The sequence below is a fragment of the Mangrovihabitans endophyticus genome, assembly GCF_014646155.1.
Lineage (GTDB): Bacteria > Actinomycetota > Actinomycetes > Mycobacteriales > Micromonosporaceae > Actinoplanes > Actinoplanes endophyticus.
On sequence record NZ_BMMX01000165.1, the window covers coordinates 1 to 597 of the forward strand.

Consider the following 597-nt stretch of genomic DNA (forward strand, 5'->3'; position numbering starts at 1 on the left):
ATACGCTTTCATCTGATCAATCCAAGCTTTTGGGCTTAAGAGTTGGCCAAAACTCCTGCGTTCCATCAAGCTTTCTTTAGTGAAAAAAAGATAGGTTCTAAAGATCAATGCACTAATGAGCAAAAACCCAAACATGACATGAAAAGAGCGCACATAAGCTTGTAAAAGATACACCCCTTTATAAAAGCTGGAATTAGGCTGCAAAAAAGGGTAAGCGATGTAAAACCCTGTAGCGATTAAAGCAAAAATACTCAAAGCCCTAACCCAATGGAAAAAGCGCACAAAACCTGAATATTCTTTGTGTAAAACGACCTTATTCATTTTATCCATGCGTAACCCTTTTTAGAATTTAGCGAAATTAGGCTCTACTTTAAACTCGTTTAAAGACTGCCCTTTAAAATCCATCACATGCACCGAACATGCGATGCATGGGTCAAAAGAATGGATAGTCCTAATGATTTCTAAAGGCTGGGTTAAATCAGCGATTTTAGTGCCAATCAAGCTCATTTCATAAGCCCCCCTTTGATTTTTAGAATCTCTAGGCCCTGCATTCCAAGTAGAAGGCACCACCGCTTGATAATTTTCCACCACGCCGTT

Annotated in this window: 2 protein-coding genes; both read right to left on the reverse strand. The window is 39.2% G+C overall.

All coding sequences use genetic code 11. From position 1 onward, the window contains the following. Positions 1 to 330, reverse strand: a 330-nt coding sequence (gene cybH, locus IEY73_RS34735) for a Ni/Fe-hydrogenase, b-type cytochrome subunit (protein WP_189083247.1), incomplete at its 3' end; no start/stop codon positions are given. 12 nt (positions 331 to 342) lie between these two features. Beyond that, the coding region (locus IEY73_RS34740; protein WP_189083248.1) for a nickel-dependent hydrogenase large subunit at positions 343 to 597 on the reverse strand (255 nt) is incomplete at its 5' end.